The sequence below is a fragment of the Herbaspirillum sp. GCM10030257 genome, from assembly GCF_042666555.1.
Taxonomy (GTDB): domain Bacteria; phylum Pseudomonadota; class Gammaproteobacteria; order Burkholderiales; family Burkholderiaceae_D; genus Noviherbaspirillum.
Genome location: NZ_JBHTDH010000004.1, coordinates 127,480 through 144,124 on the forward strand (window position 1 = coordinate 127,480; position 16,645 = coordinate 144,124).

Genomic DNA, 16,645 nt, shown 5'->3' on the forward strand with positions numbered 1-16,645 from the left:
CAATTTCCTATTGCATATTTCACATTGCGAAATATTGTTTCACACCAAGTCTTCTATAAGATATAATATGCAAGAATTATGAAAGCCTGATGCCGCATAATGGCGTCACACTAAACGGCTGTTTGCGCGTCTACCCGCTGCGCAGCCAGCAACAGCTAGCAACTGCTGAGAAGGCAAGCCGCACACATGGCCGAATTCAAAAAATCCACGATTGTCGCTCGCGAGTTCTTCATCCAGGGCATCACCAGCGATGGCCGACAGTTTCGTCCCAGCGACTGGGCTGAACGCCTGTGTGGCGTCATGTCCTGCTTCCGTCCTGAAGGCTCTGGCGGACCCAATGCGCACCTGAGCTATTCCCCCTATGTCCGTCCCACCGTGCTGGCCGGGGTAAAGTCTGTCGTCGTGAATGAGCAACTGCGCGAACTCGAGCCGCTTGCTTATCATTTCGTCGTCAATTTTGCCAAGGACAATGACCTGCAAATAGTCGACGCCTGCCTGCTGCCCGATGCCAAGACGCGCTGATCAGCGCATCGGCTCATCAGGCAGTCCGCACTGGGGTACTCAGAGAATATCCGCATCGACGGTGCAATCAGTGCGAATGCGCTCTGATGCCCAAGGGCTGTGCATATCGATAACACGCAGCGGCAGTGACTCCAAAGCCAAGATGTGCGACCGCAGTCGCCGTATCGCGGCTCGCAACAAACCAAGGGAAGACACTCGTAAACCCGCCCATATTGAGGATAAACAGCAACAGGCCGGAAATGGCTCCCAAGCCTACCGCTGTTGTCATCTTCATTCGGTTGACCAAGGCCGCGATCGCAAGCCCATACGTCGCCGACAGGGCAAAATGCAAGACGCTCGCTACCAGCATGATGAACGGATCGAAAGTGGGGGGCGGCGGCAGGACACCTGGACCGAGCACGATCGCTGCTGCGAGACGGCTATCCCGCAGTAGCATGTTCCAGACAGGGTAGGACAGCACCTGCCACATTCCCATCTGCAGGAAAGTTGAGGAGATGCCAGCCGCGCAACCAGCGCCGACTGCGGCGGCAAGGTCGAACGGTGGCGCCCTTCCTGAACGCAGGGGAGGCAGTTCATCTGTCCATTCATCCAGCAAGCGCGTGCCAAGATGGTGCGCCAAGCCATCCGCACCCTGTCGCAGGATCGACTTGTAACGGCGTAGAAAAAACCAGCGTGCGACCGGGGCTGCCATATTCATCCGCCGCCGCCGCGTAGTGAATTGCCATTCATGGTGAATGCTTGTCACAGTGCCAGCTTCCACAACAGACACGCGGGCGTCTCCCCTGAGTTCCCCATCCAGTAATCCCGCCAGACACTTCCCCAATTCACATTGGGCTGAATCCTTGGACAATGACAACGATGCGCTGGGCCACCAGCATCTCCTGCTGCTTGCATCGGAAAGGGCCTGTATCACTGGCTGTGCGGTTGCCTCAATCAGCCATGTAGCAGAAAGCCGGTAGTCAGCCATACTCTGTCGCGATCAAAGGTAACGAAAAAGCCATAAAGAGATAAACATAAAACGCCAATATTTCCCAGTAGTCGCGACATTGTTGGAAGGCCACGACGCTCGTTCAATGCCCAATTCACTGAAGTGGAAGGAAAAACCGTCAATGGCTTTCCGATCGGTAATAAATCCGCTACTCTTGCAAATGCAAACGCGATCCGTGAATTGAGCAACCCGCCTCCGACCCACGCCGACACAAGACCAAACCGGAAATTGAATGCCCCGACCGCGCCTGTCATTTTCGTTCGCTCCGGCGGCTACGCTGGCACTTGTTGTCGGGCTGATCGCCACAACAGCGCTGTTTGTCAGCATGCGGCGTCTCGAGCATGACAAGATCGAGCTCGACTTCCAGCAGCGCGCGTATGTTCGAATACTGACGATCCAGCAGCAAGTTGACCAGACCATACAGGTCGTCAAGATGATTAACCAGGTGTTCACTACCTTCGAGCCGGTCAGCCGTGAACAGTTTCGTGTCTTCACCTTGCCTTTGCTGCAACGGCATTCCTATGTACAGGCATTCAATTTCCATCGGCTAGTGCCGGAAGATCAGCGCATCTCCTACGAGGAAGGCATGCGCCGCCTCTATCCCGGCTACATAATGACCGAGCTTGAGAATGGTCGCCCCGTTCCCACCAAAATCGCGGCCCGTCACCTCGTGGTCGACTATATCGAGCCGCTCACCGGCAATGAAGCTGCACTTGGACTGGACGTGACGCGCAATGCCCATCTGTCAGAAGCCGTGCAGTGGGCCACCGATACCGGGCAGCCGACGGCCACGTCGCTCCTCAAGCTGGCCCAGGGAGGCGGCGCGACCGGTTTTCTGGTCGTGATGCCGGTGTACCGGCATGGCGCCGCTCTTGACAGCGTTGAGGCACGACGCGAAGCCGTCATTGGCGACACGGCCGCCGTCTTCAATGCTGCCACGCTGATTGACAAGATTCTTGGCGAGAATGGCATGCTGAACGATGCATCCCTGGATATCAGCGTCTATGCGAATGGTGAAGCGGACGACCGCCACCTCGCGTTCCGTAAACTTGCTGACCCGACCGAAAGCCGCCAGTCGCCAGTCGCCGGCATCCCTAACTGGCTGTTCCATGATCGTCCCGACCCAATCGTCCATGACTTCGATGTTGCCGGGCGGCCCTGGAAAATTGTCGTTTCGCGTAGCGCCCAGCTATTTACCAAACGCCATAACGGCTCGCTGGTGACACTGATCGGTGGCATTCTCGTCAGTTTCCTGATTGCGGCCTATGTGCATGCCCTGGCGTCGCGCTCACGGCGCGTCCAGGGGCTGGTGGAGCAGCGCACCGCGGAACTGAGTCTGGCCAATGCCATGCTGAAAGAAGATATCGCTGCACGTCGCCGTGTCGAAGATGCACTCAATTTGCGCCAACGCGCGATTGAAGCCAGTGCGAACGCCATCATCATTACGACTGCGCAGTCGCCTCATTATCCGATCCAGTACGTCAATCCCGCCTTTGAACGCATTACCGGCTATGCATCGAGCGATGTCATCGGCCGCAGCTGCAGCCTGTTGTGGGCCGATGACCATGACCAGCCCGCAATCCAGGAAATCCGAGCAGCCGTCCGGGAAAAACGTGAATCGCGCTTTTCATTGCGTAACTACGACAAGAACGGTCGCATGTTCTGGAGCGACGTCTATCTGGGACCGGTGCGCGATGATGCCGGCGAGATCAATCATTTCGTGGTGTCCCTGAACGACATCACCGCGACCAAGCGCTATGAGGCCGAGCTTGAGTTTCAGGCCAATCGCGACACGCTAACCGGTCTCGCCAACCGCAATTTGCTGCAGGACCGGTTGCGTCAGGCCAGCGCGTATGCGGAACGCTATGGCCATCCGGTATGGGTACTGTTTTTCAATCTCGATCGCTTCAAGTTCGTTAACGATACGCTCGGACATCATGCCGGCGACCAGTTGCTGAAAGCCGTGGCGGAACGACTACGCGGCGCAGTCCGTGAAACCGACACCATCGCCCGCTTGAGTGCGGATGAGTTCGTACTGGTGCTCCCCGAGCGCACCGAAGAGCATCTGTCGGCTGCGGTCGTACAGCGCATCATGGACGCCGTTGCGCGACCCATCGTGATGGAGTCTTATGAATTCGTCATGAACTCAAGTGTCGGCATCGCCGTGTGTCCAGCAGATGGAAGGGATGCCGAGACCCTGATCAAGCATGCAGGCATTGCGATGTATCGCGCCAAGGAAATTGGACGCAATAACTTCCAGTTTTATACGCCGGCGATGAACGAGCGCGCGATGGAGCGGCTTCGGATTGAAGGCGATTTGCGCAACGCATTGGAGCGCCAGGAATTCGTGCTGCATTTCCAGCCGCAGCTCAACCTCAAGACCGGTGGCCTGGTCGGTGCGGAAGCATTGATACGCTGGGAGCATCCGATGCTGGGCACGGTGCCGCCGGGCCGCTTCATTGAGTTGGCGGAAGAAATGGGATTGATCGTGCCGATCGGCGTATGGGTGCTCCGTACCGCCTGCATGCAGGGCGTGGCATGGCAGCGTGCCGGCCTGGGCGACTTGCGCATTGCGGTCAACCTGTCCGCGCGCCAGTTCTACCAGCAAGACCTGGTCGCAACTGTGCGCGATATCCTTGAAGAAACCGGCCTGCCGCCGCAACTGCTCGAGCTTGAACTGACTGAAAGCATGATGATGAGCGACGTTGAGGTGGCTGCTGCCATCCTGCGTGACCTGAAGGACATCGGCGTGCATCTTTCGATTGATGACTTCGGTACAGGTTATTCCAGCTTGTCTTATCTGAAGCGCTTTCCCATCGACCTGCTGAAGATCGATCAATCGTTCGTGCGCGATATCACGCTCGATCCGGACGATGCCGCCATCGTGCTCTCCATCATTTCGCTTGCACACAGCCTGCGGCTGGAGGTGATTGCCGAAGGCGTGGAAACGGAAGCGCAGCTTGCCTATCTGCAGAAGCATGGCTGCGATTACATGCAGGGATATTACTTTAGCCGTCCGCTGCCAGCAGAAGAATTCCTGCAGAGATTTTCGGTATCGGCAACCGAACACAAGCTAATCACGAGCGAAGGCGACTTGCCGACCGCTGCTATCGACGGCTGATTCAGGTTCGTCATTCAAGCACCTCGACGCGCTCGCTCTATTGCATACTGTGCCTATTGTTCCGGCATGAGATAAGACTCAAGGGCTTTTCCGGAAGAAAATACCACCTTAGGATATTTTGGTGCTGTGGGAACAGGGTTGCCCCAGCAAGGATCGAAACAGGACCTTTAATGGAGAGCAAGCATGACCGATACGCGAACCGAGCGCGATACCTTTGGCCCGATCGATGTTCCTGCCGACCGGTTATGGGGTGCGCAAACGCAGCGCTCGCTGCATCATTTCCATATATCCACCGAAAGGATGCCGTCCAGTCTCGTGCTGGCACTGGCGCAGGTCAAGCGCGCTTGCGCTGTCGTCAATCACGACCTTGGCCAGCTTGATGGGAAGAAGGCAGGAGCGATTATCGAAGCCGCCGATGAGGTGATTGCCGGTAGGCATGATAAAGAATTTCCCTTGTCGGTATGGCAGACCGGATCCGGTACCCAGAGCAACATGAACATGAACGAGGTGCTTGCCAATCGCGCATCCGAATTATTAGGCGGCAAACGCGGACAGGAACGCCTGGTACATCCGAACGATGACGTCAACATGGGGCAGTCGTCGAACGATATTTTTCCTACCGCCATGCATGTTGCTGCGGCATCGACCGTTGCGTCGACACTGGTGCCAGCGCTCGAACAGTTGCGCTCCACACTCGCGCGCAAAGCTTCGTCGTTCAACGACATCGTCAAAATCGGACGGACGCATTTGCAGGATGCGACGCCATTAACGCTGGGCCAAGAATTTTCCGGTTATGTTGCTCAACTGGATCATGCGCAAGCTTTTGTATCGTCGATGTTGCCGGCATTGTATGAACTTGCTGTGGGCGGTACGGCGGTCGGCACTGGGCTCAATACCCATCGCGAATTCGGCAACCACGTCGCTGCCGAACTCTCACGCGAACTCAAGTTGCCTTTCAAGAGCGCCTCCAACAAATTTGCCGCATTGTCCGGACACGAAGCGATGCTTGCCGCGCACGGTGCCTTCAAAACCCTGGCGGCTGCATTGATGAAGATTGCCAACGACGTACGCTGGCTCGCTTCGGGACCACGTTCGGGACTTGGCGAAATCACTATCCCGGAAAACGAACCCGGCAGTTCCATCATGCCCGGCAAGGTCAATCCCACGCAATGCGAAGCGATGACCATGCTGTGTTGCCAGGTGTTTGGCAACGACGTCGCAATCAATTTTGGCGGCGCTTCCGGCAATTTTGAATTGAATGTCTTCAAGCCGATGATCGCCCATAACTTCCTGCAAAGCGTACGTTTGCTGGCGGATGGCATGCTGAGCTTTGAAGAGCATTGCGCGCGTGGCATTGAAGCCAACCGCGATCGCATCTCGGAATTGATGGGACGCTCGCTGATGCTGGTGACAGCGCTGGCGCCACATATCGGCTATGACAAGGCTGCCCAGATCGCCAAGCGTGCGCATCATGACGGCACGACGCTCAAGGAAGCCGCGCTGCTGCTCGGCTTTGTCAGCGAGCAGGATTTTGACAAATGGGTGAGGGCGGAAGACATGATTGGCCCGCGCTGAAGCTGAGCGGCAGCTTCAACCTGATGCAGATAACGCAGGCTCAGTCATGAACCGACTGCATCACCTGTTCGCGGAACCAGATGTTGGCAGGATCCTTGTCGACATTGGCATGCCAGTACAGGAACACATCGAAGGCCGGTACTTCAACAGGAAATGGCAGGATCTGATTGTCGAACTGTCGGTTCGCGATATGCGCATAGCGGCCGGGCATGGTCAGCACCATGTCGGTCTGGCTGACCACACGACAAGCGGCAAAATAATGCTGACAGCGCAGACGGATGTGCCGTTCCAGGCCGATCCGGCTCAGTTCGAAATCCTCCAGTCCTGGCCCGCGGCGACGCGAGCTTGCGAGGATATGGTCCTGCTTCATGTAGGTATCGATGTCGAGCGCGCCCTTGATGTCGGGATGCCCCTTGCGCGCGACCACCACCGTGGCATCGCTATAGATGCGGGTATGCATGATGTCACTCGATAGCGGCAGCAAGACATCGATTGCGCCGTCCAGCGTGCCGGCGGCCAGCTCGGTTTCCAGTTCCCGTCGTTCGACATGGCTGGCGGCAAGATCCACCATTGGCGCGCTATCGCGCATGCGCAGCATCAACGGAGGCAGGATGGTGGCTTCCAGCACATCGCGCAAGGCGATGTTGAAGCGCTTCTGCGCGGTTGCCGGCTCGAAACTATGCACCCCGTTCAAGGTGACTTCCAGGCCCCGCAACGACCTCCGGATCGGATCGATGATGGTCCGCGCCAGCGGAGTAGAAACCATCGTATGTCCCTGACGCACGAATAATGGATCATCGAACATCTGGCGCAGCCGGCCCAGTGCATGGCTGATCGCCGGTTGCGTCAGGTTCAGCTTCTGGCTCGCCCGTGTCACGCTGCCTTCGGTATAGATCGCATCGAAGACGATGAACAGATTGAGGTCGACCCGGGATATATGCATGAAATTTATGGACCGTGATAATAACTATTCATTTGATAGATTCTAACCGTAGCGATATGCTCTTCACAACCCGCTATTCAGGCGGTTAGCCAAGGGAAGTACGTAATGGGACAGATCTACCTCGTCCGCCATGGACAAGCTTCATTCGGTAGTGCGAACTACGACCAGTTGTCCGAGTTGGGCCAGGAGCAGGCCCGCTTGCTGGGCGAATGGTTCGCCAGTACCCATCAGACCTTTGATCGTGTCGTTACCGGCGGCATGAAGCGCCATCGCCAGACTGCCGACGCCTGCCTCGCGGCATTGCCCAAATCTTATCGGGTCAACACCGAATGGCTGACCGATCCCGATTTCAACGAATATGACCACCACGAGATCATGGTGCGCCACCGGCCGGATTTTGACGACCCGGACGAGGTGAAACGCTTCCTGGCATCCAGCCCAAAGGCCAAATACGCATTCCAGGATATCTTTCAGGCATCGATGTCGCGCTGGATGAGTGGCGAGTACGACCGTGAATATCGCGAACCCTGGCCGGCATTCAAGCAGCGCTGCGTCGGCGCATTGCGTCGCGTGATGGATAGCGCGGAAAAATCGCAGAGTATCATTGTATTCACTTCGGGTGGCACGATCTCCACGATCTGCCAGCATGTGCTCGGCTTACAGGACAAACAGGTGGCCGAACTCAACTGGACGCTGGTGAACTGCGCGGTGACCAAGCTGCTGTTCCAGCCGGGCCGCGTCACCCTCAGCACCCTCAATAACTATGCCCACCTTGAATGGCTGGGTAAACCTCACACCATTACCTATCGTTAGGACCAGCATGACAAACGCAAACCTGTTCGACCTGTCCGGAAAAGTCGCCCTTGTTACCGGTGCCAGCCGCGGCATCGGCGAATCGATCGCGAAGACGCTTGCTGCCTACGGCGCGCATGTGATCGTCTCCAGCCGCAAGGTGGAATCCTGTGAAGCGGTGGTCGCCGCGATCCGTGACGCCGGCGGTTCCGCCGAAGCCATGGCTTGTCATATCGGCGAGATGGCGCAGATCGAAGCCGTTTTCGCCGCCATCGGGGAAAAGCATGGCCGGCTCGATATTTTGGTCAACAACGCTGCGACCAATCCGTATTTCGGCCCGATCGTCGACACCGACCTGTCGTCGTTCCAGAAAACCCTGGATGTCAACATCCGCGGCTACTTCTACAGCTCGGTCAATGGCATCAAATTGATGACAAAGAATGGCGGCGGCAGCATCGTCAACGTCGCTTCGGTCAATGGGGTCATCCCGGGCGACATGCAGGGCATTTATTCGATCACCAAGGCTGCCGTGATTTCCATGACCCAGGCATTCGCCAAGGAGTGCGCGCAATCCGGCGTGCGCGTCAATGCCTTGCTGCCTGGCGCAACCGATACCAAGTTCGCCGCCGCGCTGGTGCACAACCCCGAGGTGCTCAACAAGATGATGCCGCACGTGCCGATGCGCCGTGTCGCCCATCCCGATGAAATGGCTGGCGCGGTGCTCTACCTCGTGTCGAATGCGTCCAGCTACACCACGGGCACGGCATTGAACGTCGACGGTGGATATTTGCTCGGCTAGGTCTATTGAATCAGCAGTAGGAAGTGAGTGTGGCAGGAGACAAAGCAACACAATAAAACGGCAGCGGGCAGGGAAACCTGTCCCGCCAGGCCGACTCCCCCCGACTGCAATCTCTTGGTAAGCCAGTAACTCGGCAAATTGGTAACTCAATGCACATGACAGGCATCGGCCACTAAAAGAAGCCGGCCGGTTTCGCACGTCCATAGGATCGAATCACATGAAAAACCTTCAGAACAAAGTCGCCGTCATTACCGGCGCCGCCAGCGGATTCGGGCGTGAACTGGCTATTGCCTGTGCCGGGGAGGGCATGTCGCTGGCGCTAACGGATATCGATGAAAAGAACCTGCAGGCGACGGTCGATATGCTGCCACCCGGTACGCCGGTACTGACGATGAAGTGCGATGTCGCCAAAGCGGATCAGGTCGAGCAGCTTGCCGTGGCGACATACGAACGTTTCGGCGCATCCCATCTGCTGTTCAACAATGCCGGCGTGCTGGTGGGCGGTCCCTTGTGGACTGCCACCCTGCAGGACTGGGAATGGATGCTTGGCATTAACGTGATGGGCGTAGCGCATGGAATCCGCAGCTTCGTGCCGCGCATGCTGCAGCAAAAGGACGAGTGCCACATCGTCAATACTTCCTCGGTGGCCGGTCTGCTGTCCGTGCCTAGCGGCGGCATTTATTGTGCGACCAAGCACGCGGTCGTGACGATGTCCGAATGCCTGGATCAGGAACTGCGCGCTGAACAGGCGTCGATTGGCGTCTCCGTATTGTGCCCGGCCTTTGTTCCAACCGGGATTGCTGATGCCGCGCGCAACCGTCCCGCCGAGTTGGGCGAAGCTAATCCGCTCAACGCCACATTCGAAGAGCAAACTCGCAAGGCAACGCAGGCCGGCAAAATCAGCGCCAGCGACATCGCCCGCATCACGCTCGATGCCGTGAAGGAAGCGCGTTTCTACATTATTCCGCATCAGAAGATCAAGGGGGCCATCGAGACCCGCATGCGCGACATTCTCGACGAACGCAGCCCCACCCGCACCACGCCCTGATTCATCTTCTTCACCAAGAGGAGAACACTATGCAAGCCACAGCCACACCTCAGCCGCTCAACCCGGCCTATGCAGAAACCCTGACGCGCTCGGTGTTGGCCATGCCGATGGCTCACGCGCTGGGCTTGCAGTTTTCCAGCGTGGCGCCGGGGAGTGTGGAAATCGACATCCCTTACCAAGAGCAATTCAGCTTTCGTCCAGGGCAATTGCAGGCAACCGCCATTTTTGCCGCAGCCGATTTTGCGGCAGTTGCAGCGGCTGGAACCTTGCTTGCGCCAGGATGGATCAATGCCAGCATTGACTGCACGTTGAAGATTGTCGGACCTGCGAATGGTGAAAAGCTTGTGGCGCGCGGACGCGTCATCAACGCAGGCAAGCTGATCACGGTCAGCAGTGCCGAGGTGTACTCGGTGCGAAATGGTGAAGAAAGCCTGTGCGCGACGGCGCTGGCAACGGCACGCAATATCGAACTGAAACAGTAGCAGCAAGTACCACACGATTCACCGATCTGTTGGGATTCAACCGACTCAATTCCGCGCAAAGCGCAACCTACAAGGAGCACGCCATGGACTTCCAGTACAGCCCCAAAGTCAAAGATTTGCAGAAACGCCTGATCGCCTTCATGGATGAGCATGTCTATCCGAATGAAGATAGGTACTATGCGGAAGTACAAGGCAACCGCGACAAGGGCAACCAGTGGGTGCCTACCGTGGTGATTGAAGAACTGAAGGAAAAGGCACGCGCCCAAGGCCTGTGGAATCTGTTCCTGCCCGAGTCCCATCGCGGCGCCGGCCTGACCAACCTGGAATATGCGCCGCTGTGCGAGATCATGGGTCGTGCGCTGTGGTCGGCGGAAGTATTCAACTGTTCCGCGCCCGACACGGGCAACATGGAAACACTGGAACGTTATGCCAGCGAAGAACTCAAGCAGCAATGGCTTCAACCGCTGCTGGAAGGCAAGATCCGCTCTTGCTTCGCCATGACGGAACCGGCGGTTGCTTCGTCGGATGCAACCAATATCGAAGCGTCGATCGTACGCGACGGCGACGAGTATGTGATCAATGGCCGCAAGTGGTGGTCATCGGGCGCCAACGACCCGCGCTGCAAGGTCTTTATCTTCATGGGCAAGACCGATCCGGATAATCCGAACCGCCACCTGCAGCAATCGATGGTCGTCGTCCCGCGCGACACGCCGGGTGTCACCGTCCTGCGTCATCTGTCGGTGTTCGGCTATGACGATGCGCCGCACGGCCATGGCGAAGTACTGTTTGAAAACGTTCGCGTTCCGGCCTCCAACATCCTGCTCGGCGAAGGCCGTGGCTTCGAGATTGCGCAAGGCCGCCTGGGACCTGGCCGTATCCACCACTGCATGCGCCTGATTGGCCTTGCCGAACGTGCGCTGGAAGACATGTGCAAGCGCACGCTCACGCGCGTCGCCTTCGGTAAGCCTGTGGCCGAACAGACCGTCACACTGGAGCGTATCGCCGACGCTCGCATTTTGATCGACCAGGCACGTTTTCTGGTGCTCAACGCTGCTTACATGATGGATACGGTTGGCAATAAAGTTGCCGCGAAAGAAATCGCGATGATCAAGGTCGCTGCGCCGAACATGGCTTGCCAAGTGATCGACTGGGCAATCCAGGCGCATGGCGGCGGCGGTGTGAGCGGCGATTTCGGATTGGCGTATTCTTATGCGCAGGCGCGCACGCTGCGCCTGGCTGACGGTCCGGATGAAGTCCATCGCAACCAGATCGGCAAGCTCGAACTGAAGAAATACAAATAAGGAGCAACATGACAGGCAAGACATTTGCAGGCAAGTCGGTGCTGGTCACCGGTGGCGGAAGCGGAATAGGCCGTGCCGCAGCCTTGTCCTTCGCGGCAGAGGGTGCGCGCGTAGCAGTGTCCGATGTCGATGCCACTGGTGGCGAACAGACCGTGTCGCTGGTCGCCCAGGCTGGCGGCGAGGCGATCTTCATCCGCGCCGATGTGTCGCAGTCAGCACAGGTGCAGGCCATGATCGACGCAGTGGTATCGCGTTTCGGCAGGCTGGATTGCGCGTTCAATAACGCCGGCATCGAAATCGAGCATCAGCCGCTGGCGGAGTCTGACGAAGCCACCTTCGATCGCATCATGAATGTCAATGTCAAAGGCGTATGGCTCTGCATGAAGCACGAGATCGCACAGATGCTGAAGCAGGGCGGAGGCAGTATCGTCAATACCGCATCGGTTGCGGGCCTGGTTGGCGCACCGACGCAGCCCATCTATGCCGGCAGCAAACATGCGGTGGTCGGCATGACCAAGACCGCTGCGGCGGAGTACGGACGCGCAGGTATCCGCATCAATGCGGTCTGCCCCGGCGTGATTCGCACACCGATGATGGACCGTGCGATTGAACGCGAGCCGCGCCGGCAAAAGATGATCGAGAAGATCCATCCGATTGGCCGCCTCGGCGAAGCGCAAGAGATCGCCAATGCGGCGCTCTGGCTGTTGTCGGATAGCGCGTCGTTCGTCACCGGACATCAACTCGCCGTGGATGGAGGGCTGACGGCCATTTGACGATAGATCGTTTAACGCCCCGTCCAATGAGGATGAGGCGCTGTTTTCCCTGTCAATCCGGTCGCGATGCCAATCGCGACCGGATTGATCTGCTTTTTGCAAAACGATAATTCAGGAGACTGCAGGCATGACAGCAAAAGCAACTACCTTTCCGTGGATCAAATCCTACCCCGCCGGTGTGCGCTGGGATGCTCCACTGCCCACCATGCCGGTGCCACAACTGCTGGATGAAGCGGCAGAGAAATGGCCTGAGAACGATGCCATTCAATTCATGGGACGCAAGATCACTTACCGTGAGCTGCTGCGGCTCGTGAACCAGGCAGCAAAAGGATTCCAGGCGCTAGGCGTCAAGCCCGGCGTTCATGTCGGTTTGTTCCTGCCCAATACGCCGCATTACGTCATCAGCTTTCTCGGTGTGCTGAAGGCTGGCGGTACCGTCGTCAATTATTCGCCGCTGGATGCGGAAAAGGTGCTCGAACATAAGGTCGGTGACAGTCAGACGGATATCATCGTCACGCTCGACCTGGCAGTGCTGTATCCGCAGATGCAAAAGCTGCTTGGTAAGACCCGTCTGCAAAAGCTCGTGATTGGCAGCATTGGTGAAATGTCTGCTCATCCTGCGGCGGTGCAGGAACAGATGAACAAGGCCGGATTGCTGGCCACGATTGAAAAAGACGATCAGCATCTCGGTTTTTCGGACTTGCTGGACAACAATGGCGACTTTACCGCCCACCAGATTGGCGATGTGCGCGATACCATCGCTGTGCTGCAGTACACCGGCGGCACTACCGGTCTGCCCAAAGGCGCGATGCTTACGCATGCCAATCTCACTGCCGCCTGCAGCCAGATCAAGGCAGTTGTCAGCGGCGAGCCGAAGGTGCTGGAGGAGGGCAAGGAGAGAGTGCTCGCGGTACTGCCGCTGTTTCATATCTATGCGCTTACGGTGAACATGCTGTTCGGCATCCAGATGGGTGCGGAAATCATTCTGCATACCAGGTTCGATGTCGAGGCGGTGGTGCGTGATCTGTCCGAGAAAAGGGTCACGGTTTTTCCCGGTGTGCCGACGATGTACACGGCGATCATCAACTATCCGGATATCGGCAACTATGATCTGAGTTCGCTGAAGTTTTGCGGGTCCGGGGGTGCGCCGCTGCCCGTCGAGGTCAACCAGAACTTCCAGCGGCTGACCGGTTGCTCACTGGTGGAAGGATGGGGCATGACCGAGACTTCCCCAACAGGCACGTTCACGCCCGTGTATGGGGTGCAAAAAGTAGGCTCATGCGGCATGCCGACAGTCGGCGTGGAACTCAAGTTTGTGAATGTTGATGATCCGCGCAAGGAAGTCCCGCTGGGCGAACGCGGTGAAATGTGCATCAAGGGACCGAACGTCATGAAGGGTTACTGGAACCGGCCGGAAGCGACCGCGGCATCGATGACCGAGGACGGATTCTTCCGCACCGGCGATGTCGCCTACATGGATGAAGACGGTTTTGTTTTCATCGTCGATCGCACCAAGGACATGATCCTCTGCGGCGGTTACAACGTCTACCCGCGCATTATTGAAGAAGCGATTTACGAGCACCCCTCCGTAGCGGAGGTCAGCGTGATTGGTGTACCCGACGCGTACCGAGGTCAGTCGCCCAAGGCATTTATCGCGCTCAAGCAAGGCGCGCCGGAGCTGACGCTGGATGAACTGAAGAGCTTCCTCAAACGCAGGCTCGGCAAGCACGAGATGGTGCAGGACATCGAGATTCGCAAGGAGCTGCCCAAGACGCCGGTCGGCAAGTTGTCGAAGAAAGACCTGTACGAAGAAGAAGCGCGCAAGCGTTCGGCATCCTGAGCTTGGACACATCGCAATAACACACGCAAATGATCAAGCGGCAGGCATGAGCTTGCCGCTTGTGCCTTGTGGGGCCTGTATTGCGTGTGCTTGTTACGACCGAAGCGAGCGAAGGAAGAAGAACTCAGAGACCTAATCGAGAGGAGAAGAGGAACGGAAGGGGAAGGAAGGTGGCGCAGGACACTGTCGGGAGACCAGTATCCTGCGCCATCGAATCAGCGCTGGAGTGCAAGCCAGGCGATCCGTTTAATCATGATTCATATTGCATGAATCACGGGTGACACAGAGAGCTGATGTTATCCAGCTCTCTTAGCGGGGTGTCCCGCGACGGAGCAGGTTCACAATGGCCAGCAGGATCACTGCGCCAAGGAACGACACAAGCAGCGACGAGATACTAAAGTCATTCTGATTGATGGTTCCGGTTCCAAACAGCGGTGCGAGCAGCCAACCGCCGAGGAGTGCGCCTACAATACCGACGATGATGTTGAGGAACATGCCTTGGCTGGCATCCGTACGCATCACCAGGCTGGCGAGCCAGCCGAGAATACCACCGACAACAATCCAGATAATAAAATTCATTTTTACCTCCTATGTATGTTGATAGACTGGCTACTTCAATAGACTAGCTGTTAATGAATTGGTTCATGCACCGGCGCCGTCCTTCAGTTTGTTCAGTGTCATGAAAACGCGATGTATTGTGTCCTCATGACCGCTGCGAAAAGACTGTGCAAACGCGGTGAGCACTCCCGTAACCCGAGAATCGGATCGCACATGACCAGTCCTGTGGGACGGGATGCAAGTAACGTGCGATGGGGTGCTGTTGGCGTTCATACGAATCTGCTTACGGCAGGCTTCCGCGCCGGACAGTCAACCGGTGCTGTCACCCGGACGGCTTGCCCCGTCCAGGTTGCGTTGACCATCGATCTGCATCGGGAGCGGCGAAAATCCATCGTCGTCCTCGACCAGAGCTGTGGCTCCCGGTGTGGCGCTCCTTAGCGCCGCGGCATAGGCATAGGCGTCCTCCTTTCCATTAAACGAAGCGAGTGGTTGATCAAAGCCTTTTTCTGCGACATCCCATTTACCATGTAGGCCAGGAGACACGTAGATCACCAATGTCTCTTGCTGCTCGAATCTCATTCCCTGTCCTCCTGCCTTTAAACAAAGGTCAAGCTTTACATCCGGACCGCACCGTAATGGCATAAGCGCATACGCTTGCCTGTCCGCTTTTCCGTGCATACAAATTCGTGCTAAGGATGTTGATGCTTTTCGTTTGCCAACTTCGGTCTGTCACTCATCGTTGTACATACCTGGTCAAGATATCCAGGTGCACGCCTCTATAGTTGCCTGGTGGCTTTATCGTCACCAAGGCTTGTCCGGTATTGCAGGATTCCTGCCAGCCTGGAGTGCTGACACGCAAACATGACGAGGGAAGTACGGTTACGGACACTCCACTGCTCTATCATTCTTCGTTTTTCCGGCATGCGGTCGTCTGCAATGGTCTCGTACTGCATAACGATTTCCTTTCACATGTAAAGGATAGACCCGTCAGTCGATTCTTGAAGCCTGAGAGAGCTAGTGCAAATCCTGTGCCCGTGTCGAAATGGAGGGATTTGTTGCGCTGATAGTTCTTTTGGCAATTTGCTCGTGTAAATGTTCCAAGCGCAGTTGAAAACAATACAGGCAAGGCATCAGTATTCCGTAGGGGAATATTTAGTCGGCATGAATGTGCATGATTTCGGGAACTGTCTTGCCCCAAAAGAAACGAAGAGTGCAGGAGACAAATTTTTTAAATGGAATTTTGCGCTGTCGCAGAAGGGCAGAAAATCTCTCTGAAATCTTGGCGCAGCAGGAAACTTAATCAGGGTCAAGTTGTCATTTGTTACACCCGAGTACGATCGGTTACAACATTTACTACAGGAGTAAATCATGACTGAACACGCGCTGGCAGGACAAGAAAGCTACGATCCCAATCGACTGCTCGACACTCTGCTCGAAAAGATGAATCTCAAGAACGACGCTGCTCTTTCCCGCATGCTGGAAGTGGCCCCACCGGTCATCAGCAAGATCCGTCACCGTCGTCTGCCGATCGGCGCTTCGCTGCTGATCCGTATGCATGAAACCACAGGGATGAGCATTCGCGAACTGCGCGACCTGATGGGCGATCGTCGTACCAAGTATCGCTTGAGCGACGCACAAGGCAAACCGAAGCCGGCTGCCGACGCGCCCCAGCCAAACCAGCCCAGCTTCCACTAAGGACGATTTCGTCTTGCACCAGCCCTGTGACAGCATCGCAGGCTGATGCAAGGCAGAAGCCCCGGCATGCAGCGCGTGCCGGCTGCTGAATCGATCGTCTTCAGGCAATGATGCATGGCGCGTGCACGTCGGTCCTCTCGCAGTGACCGACGTAACAAGCTTCTCTCTCTCCTCTTTTCCAATCCTGCAGTTATCTCCTCGCAACGTT

At 56.8% G+C, this 16,645-nt stretch carries 15 protein-coding genes; 11 read left to right on the plus strand and 4 right to left on the minus strand.

Annotation, left to right across the window (positions count from 1 at the left end; genetic code table 11):
* The first annotated feature begins 186 nt into the window (after positions 1 to 186).
* Entirely contained in the window at positions 187 to 522 is a 336-nt protein-coding gene (locus ACFQUU_RS07565) for a DUF3579 domain-containing protein (RefSeq protein WP_382244989.1), read from the plus strand.
* A gap of 67 nt (positions 523 to 589) precedes the next feature.
* Here ACFQUU_RS07565 and ACFQUU_RS07570 read toward each other — a convergent pair whose 3' ends face one another.
* Positions 590 to 1,213, minus strand: coding sequence for a sodium:proline symporter (locus ACFQUU_RS07570; RefSeq protein WP_382244992.1), 624 nt, complete (start codon positions 1,211 to 1,213; stop codon positions 590 to 592).
* A 529-nt stretch (positions 1,214 to 1,742) separates the two neighbouring features.
* On the opposite strand from ACFQUU_RS07570, the gene ACFQUU_RS07575 reads away from it, so the two are divergent.
* Both ACFQUU_RS07575 and fumC read left to right on the plus strand, forming a co-directional pair.
* Positions 1,743 to 4,631 (plus strand): EAL domain-containing protein, encoded by a 2,889-nt coding sequence (locus tag ACFQUU_RS07575; RefSeq protein ID WP_382244995.1) that lies wholly within the window; start codon positions 1,743 to 1,745, stop codon positions 4,629 to 4,631.
* A 183-nt stretch (positions 4,632 to 4,814) separates the two neighbouring features.
* Positions 4,815 to 6,206, plus strand: coding sequence for a class II fumarate hydratase (gene fumC, locus ACFQUU_RS07580; RefSeq protein ID WP_382244998.1), 1,392 nt, complete (start codon positions 4,815 to 4,817; stop codon positions 6,204 to 6,206).
* Between the two features lie 40 nt (positions 6,207 to 6,246).
* On the opposite strand, the gene ACFQUU_RS07585 is transcribed toward fumC, so the two are convergent.
* Positions 6,247 to 7,149: a LysR family transcriptional regulator gene (locus tag ACFQUU_RS07585; protein WP_382245001.1), complete on the minus strand. Its 903-nt coding sequence runs from the start codon at positions 7,147 to 7,149 to the stop codon at positions 6,247 to 6,249.
* A gap of 105 nt (positions 7,150 to 7,254) precedes the next feature.
* Between ACFQUU_RS07585 and ACFQUU_RS07590 the strand changes: the two genes are divergently transcribed.
* The 7 genes from ACFQUU_RS07590 to ACFQUU_RS07620 all read left to right on the plus strand — a co-directional run bounded on the left by ACFQUU_RS07590 (position 7,255) and on the right by ACFQUU_RS07620 (position 14,184).
* Entirely contained in the window at positions 7,255 to 7,962 is a 708-nt protein-coding gene (locus tag ACFQUU_RS07590; RefSeq protein ID WP_382245004.1) for a histidine phosphatase family protein, read from the plus strand.
* 7 nt (positions 7,963 to 7,969) lie between these two features.
* Complete coding sequence (locus ACFQUU_RS07595) at positions 7,970 to 8,740, plus strand: SDR family oxidoreductase (protein WP_382245007.1); 771 nt, start codon at positions 7,970 to 7,972, stop codon at positions 8,738 to 8,740.
* A 217-nt stretch (positions 8,741 to 8,957) separates the two neighbouring features.
* Positions 8,958 to 9,788, plus strand: a complete 831-nt coding sequence (locus ACFQUU_RS07600; RefSeq protein WP_382245010.1) for an SDR family NAD(P)-dependent oxidoreductase — start codon at positions 8,958 to 8,960, stop codon at positions 9,786 to 9,788.
* Between the two features lie 29 nt (positions 9,789 to 9,817).
* Positions 9,818 to 10,270 (plus strand): PaaI family thioesterase, encoded by a 453-nt coding sequence (locus ACFQUU_RS07605; protein WP_382245013.1) that lies wholly within the window; start codon positions 9,818 to 9,820, stop codon positions 10,268 to 10,270.
* An 83-nt stretch (positions 10,271 to 10,353) separates the two neighbouring features.
* Positions 10,354 to 11,571: an acyl-CoA dehydrogenase family protein gene (locus ACFQUU_RS07610; protein ID WP_382245016.1), complete on the plus strand. Its 1,218-nt coding sequence runs from the start codon at positions 10,354 to 10,356 to the stop codon at positions 11,569 to 11,571.
* Between the two features lie 8 nt (positions 11,572 to 11,579).
* A complete protein-coding gene (locus ACFQUU_RS07615; RefSeq protein WP_382245019.1) occupies positions 11,580 to 12,344 on the plus strand; it encodes an SDR family oxidoreductase in 765 nt (254 codons plus the stop codon).
* Positions 12,345 to 12,471: 127 nt separating this feature from the next.
* Positions 12,472 to 14,184: a long-chain fatty acid--CoA ligase gene (locus ACFQUU_RS07620; RefSeq protein WP_382245022.1), complete on the plus strand. Its 1,713-nt coding sequence runs from the start codon at positions 12,472 to 12,474 to the stop codon at positions 14,182 to 14,184.
* Between the two features lie 309 nt (positions 14,185 to 14,493).
* Here ACFQUU_RS07620 and ACFQUU_RS07625 read toward each other — a convergent pair whose 3' ends face one another.
* The gene (locus ACFQUU_RS07625; RefSeq protein ID WP_057292973.1) at positions 14,494 to 14,763 is read right to left on the minus strand and encodes a GlsB/YeaQ/YmgE family stress response membrane protein; all 270 of its coding nucleotides are present in this window, start codon (positions 14,761 to 14,763) and stop codon (positions 14,494 to 14,496) included.
* Positions 14,764 to 15,051: 288 nt separating this feature from the next.
* Positions 15,052 to 15,321, minus strand: a complete 270-nt coding sequence (locus ACFQUU_RS07630; RefSeq protein WP_057292972.1) for a DUF2188 domain-containing protein — start codon at positions 15,319 to 15,321, stop codon at positions 15,052 to 15,054.
* Between the two features lie 789 nt (positions 15,322 to 16,110).
* Between ACFQUU_RS07630 and ACFQUU_RS07635 the strand changes: the two genes are divergently transcribed.
* Positions 16,111 to 16,437 (plus strand): hypothetical protein, encoded by a 327-nt coding sequence (locus ACFQUU_RS07635; RefSeq protein ID WP_057292970.1) that lies wholly within the window; start codon positions 16,111 to 16,113, stop codon positions 16,435 to 16,437.
* Positions 16,438 to 16,645 lie beyond the last annotated feature (208 nt).